Below are 8,015 nucleotides of genomic sequence, written 5' to 3' on the forward strand. Positions count from 1 at the left end.
TGGCTTCGGGCGAGGAAGCGTCCGTGCAGCAAAGAGCCAGCGGAACTCCAAGATCTCCCCAAGACTGGGTTTGCCGGGGGGCCGGACGTGGAGTGCGCTGGACTTGAGCCGCGCAATGAAGCGAGGGGGCCGTTGGGTGCGTAGTAAGCACTCGGGGGCACCCTCGCTGCGCGCCCCGGCCCGGCCCGGCCCGGAGACGTTCGCGCGAGTGGTGACTTTGCTGCGTCCAACGGAGCAGAGGTACCACTCGCGCAAGCCTTTCGCGCCTGAACGAGGGGCTCCCCCGCTGCGTTGGGTGCAGCAGGGGAGCCCTTCGCCCACGGCCTGGCCCTGCGCGCTGAGGTCGTGAGTGTTCCGACCGGTTCTAACCGGCCGGAACACTCACGACCCCAGTGAGCCCCGGGGCCGGGGACCCGATCGGGTTGCGCACGGTTTTGTCGGTGGTCGCGGGTAGCGTCTGCGGCGTGGAAGCTCGAGAGCGCATACAGGAACTCGCCGACCGGATCGTCGCGCTGCGCGACGCGTACTACCGGGGTTCGCCGACCGTGGCGGACGCCGAGTACGACGCCATCGAAGACGAGTTACGCGGGCTGATCGCGGCCAACCCCGAGCTGGCGCCCGATCCGAACCCGCTGGAGCAGGTCGGCGCGCCCGCGGTGCTGCACGCGCCGGTGCGGCACTCACGGCCGATGCTCTCGCTGGAGAAGGCGACCCAGCCGGAGCAGGTCGCGGCCTTCTTCGACCGGTTCCCCGGCCAGCCGGTGGTGGTCATGCCGAAGCTCGACGGGCTGTCGCTGGCGCTGGTCTACGAGGACGGGCGGCTCGCGCGGGCGGTCACCCGGGGCGACGGGACCACCGGCGATGACGTGACGCCGCTGGTCAAGGCGCTGACCGACGGGGTGCCGGACAAGGTCGACGCGCCAGGCCGGGTCGAGGTGCGCGGTGAGGCGGTGATGCTGCGCTCGACCTTCGCCGCGTACAACGCCGCGCATCCGGACAAGCCGCTGATCAACCCGCGCAACGCGGCCGCTGGCACGCTGCGTGCCAAGGACCCGGCCACCGTGGCGGAGCGGCGGCTGCGGTTCTTCGCGTTCGACCTGCACACGGATCCGGACAGCGCGGAGACCGATCTGGACGGTGCATTGAGGACGCTCGGGTTCGACGCGGCCGACATGCGGCACTGTTCGGACGCCGCCGCCGCGCAGGCCGTGATCACCGCGATCGAGCAGCAGCGCAACGAGCTCGACTACGACCTCGACGGGGCCGTGCTGCGGCTGGCCGACCGTGACGCGTACGCGGCCGCGGGCACCCGGTCCAGCTCGCCGCGCGGGGCGCTGGCGTTCAAGTTCGCGGCCGAGGAGAAGACGACCATTCTGGCCGATGTGGTCTGGGATGTCGGCAAGACCGGCAAGATCGCGCCGGTCGCGTGGCTGGAGCCGGTGTTCGTCGGCGGCACCACCGTCACCCGCGCGACGCTGGCCAACCAGGAGGTCATCCGCGCCCGCGGCATCAAGATCGGCGACACGGTGCTGGTGCGCCGCGCGGGAGACGTGATCCCGTTCGTCGCCGGGGTGCTCGACGCGTCCAAGCGCACCGGTGAAGAGCGCGAGATCGTGCCGCCGAGCGTCTGCCCGTCGTGCGAGCAGCCGCTGACCGAACAGGGCAACAGCCGGGAACTGTTCTGCACCAACGTCGCCTGCCCCGCACAGACCGTGCGGCGGCTGATCCACTGGGCGTCGCGGGCGGCCGCGGACATCGACGCCATCGGCGGGGTCTGGATCGAGCGGCTGGCCGAGGCTGGCATCCTCGAGCACCCGTCCGACTTCTACACGCTCACCAAGGAACGCCTGCTCGAGTTCGACCGCATCGGCGAGATCTCGGCCACGCGGATGGTCGAGTCCATCGACGCCAGCCGCCAGGTCGGCCTGCGGCGGGCATTGATCGGCCTCGCGATCCCGATGGCGTCCGAAGGCACCGCCGCCCGCCTGTGCCGGGCGGGGTTCGGCTCGCTCGAAGACGTCGCCGACGCGGGGGTCGACGGGCTCGTGGCCGTCGAGGACATCGGGCCGAAGGTCGCCGCGTCGCTGATCGAGCACCTCACCCGGCTGCGGCCCGAGCTGGAACGGCTGCGCGAGCGCGGCGTCTCGCTCGACGTGCGCGAGGAGGACCTCCCGCCGGTCGTCGTGTCGGGCGCGCCGCTGGCGGACAAGACGGTGGTGATCACCGGCTCGATCAGCGACCCGCGCTCGGGTGAGAAGGTGCCGCGCCCGACCTTCCAGCGGTTGTGCGAAAAGGCGGGCGCGACCATCGCGTCCTCGGTCTCGGCGAGCACCGACCTGCTGATCACCGGCGCCGACGTCGGCGCCAGCAAGATCGCGAAAGCCGAAAAACTCGAAGTCGAGGTCGTCGACCAAGGCGTCATCTGGCAGCAGCTCATCGCCGCCGGTGTCGTCTAGCCGCACCCGAGCAGGGGTCGTGAGTGTTTTCGCCGGTTAGAACCGGCCGTACCGCTCACGACCTCTTTCGGCTGAGGAGCGGGGCGGCGTCATCCAAACGCGACGTATTCGAAGCCCGCGCGGGGTCAGGTCGCGGTGTTCGTGAGCCGATGATCGGAGCAGCAGCTCGCCGTTCGACGACCGGAGGCGGTCATGGTCCCCACCCCAGAGCAGACGATGGTCCATTCGTACCTGTTCCTGCGCCGCGTCATCGGCGGCGTCGGCGTGGCGCTGCCGGTCGTGCTCATCGTCGGGCAGTTCCTGCTCACCGGCGAGCTGCTGACCTCGATCAGCGGCTACTACTACGGCGACCTGCGTGACCTCTTCGTCGGCGGGATGTGCGCCGCCGGCGTGTTCCTGCTCTGCTACTACGGCAAGAACCGCACCGAGAACATCGCCGGGTACGTCGCTGGCGCCGGCGCGATCGGGCTCGCGTTGTGTCCGACCAGGCCGGTGAACCCGACCGAGGTCCAGCAGGCGCTCGGCATCGCGCATGTCGTGAGCGCGGCGGTGTTCTTCCTGACGCTGGCGTACTTCTGCATCGGACTGTTCCCGGAACCGGTCGAACCGGGCAGCCGCCAGGACGTGCGGAACCGGGTCTACCGCGCCTGCGGCTGGACCATTCTGGGCTGCCTGGTGCTGATCGTCCTTTCCGGACGGATCTTCGAGGAGGAGATCCGGGCGCTGCGGCCGATCCTGTGGCTGGAGTCGGCGGCCACGTTCGCCTTCGGTGTCGCCTGGATGATCAAAGGCCACACGCTGCTGCGGGACAAGAAGCCCGCCGTGGCCGCCGAGGCGCTCACGGGTTGATCGCGAGCACCAGGAAACCCGCCAGCAGCACCAGGTGCACGCCACCCTGCAGGCGGGTCGCCCGGCCCGGCACCACGGTCAGCGCGCTCACCAGCACGGTCAGCGCCAGCAGCACGATCTGCGTCGCGCCGAGGCCGAGCAGCAGCGGCCCGCTCAGCCACACCGACGCGAGCGCGATCGCCGGGATCGTCAGCCCGATGCTGGCGATCGCGGATCCGTAGGCGAGGTTGAGGCTGGTCTGCATCCGGTCGCGCTGCGCGGCGCGCACGGCGGCCAGTGTCTCGGGCAGCAGCACCAGCAGCGCGATCACCACACCGACGAACGACTGCGGGAACCCGGCCGCGCGGACGCCCGCCTCGATCGCGGGCGACTCGACCTTGGCCAGCCCGACCACCGCGACCAGCGCGACGACCAGCAGGCCCAGGCTGGTCAGCGCGGCCTTGGTGGTCGGCGGCTCGGCGTGGTCCTCGGGTTTGACCGTGCCGTCGGTCTCCACCGGCAGGAAGAAGTCGCGGTGCCGCACGGTCTGGGTCAGCACGAACAGGCCGTAGAGCAGCAGCGAGGCGAGCGCGGCGAAGGTGAGCTGCGTGCCGCTGAACTCCGGGCCCGGCGTGCTGGAGGTGAACGTCGGCAGCACCAGGCTGAGGGTGGCCAGTGTGGCGACGGTCGCCAGCGCGGCGCCGCTGCCCTCGGGGTTGAAGTGCGTCTCGCCGTAGCGCCGCGCGCCGACCATCAGCGAGATGCCCGCGATGCCGTTCATCGTGATCATGACCGCGGCGAACACGGTGTCGCGGGCGAGCGAGGCGGCCTCGGGGCCGCCCGACGCCATCATGGTGACGATCAGCGCGACCTCGATCACCGTCACCGCGACCGCGAGCACCAGCGACCCGAACGGCTCGCCGACGCGGTGCGCGACCACCTCCGCGTGGTGCACCGCGGCCAGCACGGTGCCCGCCAGCGCGAGCGCCACCACGGCCACCGGCACCGGCCCGAGGTCACGGCCCCAGCTCAGCGCCAGCACGACGACACTGAGCAGGGGAACCACCACGGTCCAGGACAACAGCGCGGGTCTGCGGGAGGCGGCCATGGCCCCACCCTCGCACACCGTGCGTCACCTCGCCGCTCCACCAGGCGAACCTCACATTTCCGGCAGTCCTTTGTGGACTCGGCCGAACGGGCAGGGAGGAACGGGCCGTTCGGCCGGTGCTTTCGCGCCGGATGACCGATCCGCCCGGTACCTGCTGACGGCGATCCTGGCGTCAGGCCGCCGGAACGGGCGGACTGAGAGCAAGGGAGACCGTCATGACGATCATCGCGACCGTGGGCGCTTACGCCGGGCTCGTGCTGCTGGCACTGATGTCGCTGACCCCGGTGCTGCTCGACCTCGACCAGCGTTTCCCCGGCACCCGCCGCGCCAAGGCCGCCCGCAGGACCACGGGTGAGGCCGCCCGCACGGCACCCGCCCCCGCAGGCCGCCTCGCCTCCGTCTAGCCTCGGGCCCGCCACCATCCGGCGTACCGGCAGCGGCGCCAGTAGGCTATTCGGGTGAAGGTGGCATCTCCGGCGGTGTGCGTTCCCGCCGGGACTGGGGCACGTTCAGGGAGGCAGTGACTGTGGGGCAGCAGCAATCCGGCTGGCAGGGCGACCAGAACCAGAACCCGAACCAGCCGCAGGGCTACCCACCGCCTGGCCAGTACCAGCCGCAGGGCTACCCACCGCCAGGGCAGTACCAGCAGCAGGGCTACCCACCGCCGGGCCAGCACGAGGGCTACCCGCCGCAAGGCCACAACCCCCAGCCACAACCGCAGTATCAGCCACCTTCCCACCTGGGGTACGAGCAACCGCAGCAGCCCGGCTGGCAGCTTGGCCCCAACGACTGGGTCAGCTCCGAGGCTCCAGACCTGCCGAAGTCCAAGAAGAAGCTCTGGCTGTGGCTCGCGCCCGTGCTGGCGCTCGTGGTCGCCGCCGCGGTCGTGGTGCCGATCGTGCTCACCTCCGACGACTCCTCCTCCCCCGCGCCTGCCGGCGGCCAGCCCGCGCCCGCCGCGGGATCCAAGAACTGGCAGGTGCACCTCGAGCGGCCCCAGTACGAAAAGGGGTTCGGCTCGTGGGAGGTCGGTGACACGCTGGTCGTGGCGTACCAGGGCCTCATCACCGCCTTCGCCAAGGCCGACGGCAAGCAGGTCTGGCAGGCGAAGCCGCCCGCCGAGGGCGGCAAGTTCTGCGGCGTCGGCACCAGGCCGGTCAACGACCAGATGGCCATCGCCTTCGGCAAGGACCTCAACAGCCAGGGCGACGCGAACTGCAAGTTCGCCGCGCTGCTGAACCTCAAGACCGGGCAGCTCGGCTGGCAGCAGCCGATGGAGGTGCCGCAGAGCGTCAACCCCGAGAAGGCACGCACCGGCGCCGCGCTGGAGATCATGGGCGGCGTCGTGGTGGTCGCCCAGAACTACGGCACGATCGGTCTCGACCTGGCGACGGGCTCGCAGCGCTGGTCCAAGCCGGTGGTCAAGCCGACCGGAGGCGACCAGGGCAGCAGCACGATCGTCAGCATGCTGCCCGCCAAGGACAAGCTCATCGTGTCGATCGCCGGGTTCATCAGCGACCCCGCGCTCACCTTCGCCTACCTCGATCCCGCGACCGGCGAGCTGAGCCAGGGCAAGGACTACGGCACCAAGGACGGCGACGGCCGGTTCGGCAGCCCCCGGCTGCTCACCGCCGATCCGCCGGTGGCGCTGGTCAACGGTGACAAGAACGCGGTCTATCTGGTCATGGACGAGAAGTTCGAGAAGACCGGCCTGATCGACGCGGGCAAGCTGGGCGAGCCGGACGGGCTGCACTCCGACGGTGTCGGGCTGGAGTTCACGAACAATCACCAGCAGGGCCACCGGTTCCTGATGAGCGGCGGCCTGTTCGTCAGTGTCACGTCGATTCCGCTCAACGGCACCAACAAGCTCGTCGCCTACGACGTCGCGTCCGGCGCCAAGAAGTGGGAGCAGGCGATCCCGGACGGCAAGGCGATCATGCCGCTCGCCGTCGAGAACGGCTCCGTGGTCGTGCTCCTCTCGCCCGCGACACCCCAGGGCGACCAGCGCATCGCCCGGTTCACCCTCGCCGACGGCTCCCCCGGCCCGGTGGCCACCTACCCGCTCAAGACGCAGAGCGGCGGCGCGCCGATCACCCAGGACTTCCAGTTCTACTGGCACGACGAGCGTCTCTGGGCCGTGCGCGGCCCGTCCAACCCGTTCGACTACGACGCGTTCTCGATCGGGAAGTAGCGATGTGGCTTCCCGCCGTGGCCGAGGTGCTCGGCATCAGCGTGCCGGCCGGTGAGCCGCCGTTCTCGGTGGTGCACGACTGGCACGCCACCACGATCGGCCCGCTGCTGATCGAGACGCTCCCCGACGCCGGAGCGCACGAGGCGGTACGCGCGCTCCACGCGCGGGCGCTGGCAGGCGAACAGATCACCGAGGACGTCTGGCGTGACGCGTTGGAGCCCGCGCTGCGGGATCTCTACCGCAACGCCTACCCCACCAAGGAAGTCTTCGCGAAGGCGTCCGAGGCCGCAGGTGCGTTCGCGCTGGCTCGCGGATATTCCGAAGTGGACGCCCGGAACTACGGCGAGAGCTACGCCGAGATGAACACCGAAGCCAACGTCCGGGTCCACGCGGACGCGAACGCGCTGGCCAACGCGGCCGCCTGCGCGAGGGCGTTCGCCCAAGCGAGCCACGAAGAGTACGCCGCGACCTACCCGTTCGCCTACGTCCGCGCGTGCGTCCTGGTGTCCGAGGACGCCCGCGCCCGGCTGGGCGCGGGCCTCACCCGGAGCCTCAGCCTTTGAGCGGACCGCCGTTGATCGCCACGCGCTTGCCGTAGCGGGTCATCGGGTAGTAGTCGTAGATCGCGTGGTGCTGCACGCATCGGTTGTCCCAGAACACCAGCGTGTTCGGGGTCCAGCGGACCCGGCAGCTCAGCATCGGCCGGTTCGGCACCACGGCGAACAGCATGTCGAGCAGCGCCCGGCTCTCGTCGGCCGACAGCTGCGGGATGCGCGCGGTGTAGGCGGGGTTGACGTAGAGGATCTTGCGGTCGGTCTCCGGGTGCCGCACGACCAGCGGGTGCTCGCTGACGGGCACCACGTAGTCGGCAGGCGGCTTGCGGCCGCGGAACGCGAGCGCGCCGTCGTGCACCGCGGTGAGGCCGTCGAGCAGGCCGCGCATCGTGGGCGAGAGCATGTCGTAGGCCAGGTACATGTTGGCGAACATCGTGTCGCCACCACTGCCGCCCTCGGGGATCTGGGTGATGTAGAGCATCGAGCCGAGCGACGGTTCCGCGTCCGCGGTGCCGTCGGCGTGCCAGCCGTTGCCCGCGACATTGGCCGCCTCGGCCGTGGTCTTGATCTCCAGCACGTACGGGTCGGCGTCCTGGGGCGGCGGGTTGACCGGGCGCAGCTCGCCGAAGTGCGCGGCGAGGCGCTTGTGGTCCTCGGTCGAGAGGTGCTGGTCACGGAAGACCAGCACGTGGTGCTCGAGGAACGCGGTCTTCACCTCGTCGAGCTGCTGCTCGGTGAGCTCGCGGGCGAGGTCGAGGCCGGTGACCTCGGCGCCGATGACCGGCGTGATCGGGGCGACCTCGAGGGTGCGGTACTCCCGCGCCGCCCGGGTGGTGATGCGCTGCACGGCATCCAGTTCGTACTGCTCCATGGTTCCT

General features: G+C 70.5%; 7 protein-coding genes. 5 read left to right on the plus strand and 2 right to left on the minus strand.

Annotated elements, in window-relative coordinates; genetic code table 11:
- Positions 1-464 precede the first annotated feature (464 nt).
- Both ligA and BLV57_RS37735 read left to right on the plus strand, forming a co-directional pair.
- On the plus strand, positions 465-2,456 hold the full coding sequence (ligA, locus tag BLV57_RS37730) for an NAD-dependent DNA ligase LigA (protein ID WP_091298183.1): 1,992 nt from the start codon (positions 465-467) through the stop codon (positions 2,454-2,456).
- A 192-nt stretch (positions 2,457-2,648) separates the two neighbouring features.
- Positions 2,649-3,305, plus strand: coding sequence for a hypothetical protein (locus BLV57_RS37735; protein WP_091298094.1), 657 nt, complete (start codon positions 2,649-2,651; stop codon positions 3,303-3,305).
- On the opposite strand, the gene BLV57_RS37740 is transcribed toward BLV57_RS37735, so the two are convergent.
- A complete protein-coding gene (locus tag BLV57_RS37740) occupies positions 3,295-4,392 on the minus strand; it encodes a calcium:cation antiporter (RefSeq protein ID WP_091298097.1) in 1,098 nt (365 codons plus the stop codon). The genes BLV57_RS37735 and BLV57_RS37740 overlap by 11 nt on opposite strands.
- Positions 4,393-4,607: 215 nt before the next feature.
- Here BLV57_RS37740 and BLV57_RS37745 point away from each other — a divergent pair, with 215 nt between their 5' ends.
- The 3 genes from BLV57_RS37745 (at position 4,608) to BLV57_RS37755 (ending at position 7,146) form a co-directional block, all read left to right on the plus strand.
- Positions 4,608-4,796, plus strand: a complete 189-nt coding sequence (locus tag BLV57_RS37745; RefSeq protein WP_091298100.1) for a hypothetical protein — start codon at positions 4,608-4,610, stop codon at positions 4,794-4,796.
- Positions 4,797-4,918: 122 nt separating this feature from the next.
- Complete coding sequence (locus tag BLV57_RS37750) at positions 4,919-6,583, plus strand: outer membrane protein assembly factor BamB family protein (RefSeq protein ID WP_143047249.1); 1,665 nt, start codon at positions 4,919-4,921, stop codon at positions 6,581-6,583.
- 2 nt (positions 6,584-6,585) lie between these two features.
- Positions 6,586-7,146: a hypothetical protein gene (locus BLV57_RS37755; protein WP_091298105.1), complete on the plus strand. Its 561-nt coding sequence runs from the start codon at positions 6,586-6,588 to the stop codon at positions 7,144-7,146.
- Here BLV57_RS37755 and BLV57_RS37760 read toward each other — a convergent pair.
- The gene (locus BLV57_RS37760) at positions 7,136-8,008 is read right to left on the minus strand and encodes a TauD/TfdA dioxygenase family protein (protein WP_091298107.1); all 873 of its coding nucleotides are present in this window, start codon (positions 8,006-8,008) and stop codon (positions 7,136-7,138) included. The genes BLV57_RS37755 and BLV57_RS37760 overlap by 11 nt on opposite strands.
- Positions 8,009-8,015: the final 7 nt, after the last annotated feature.

It is taken from the genome of Amycolatopsis xylanica (assembly GCF_900107045.1).
GTDB classification, from domain to species: Bacteria; Actinomycetota; Actinomycetes; order Mycobacteriales; family Pseudonocardiaceae; genus Amycolatopsis; species Amycolatopsis xylanica.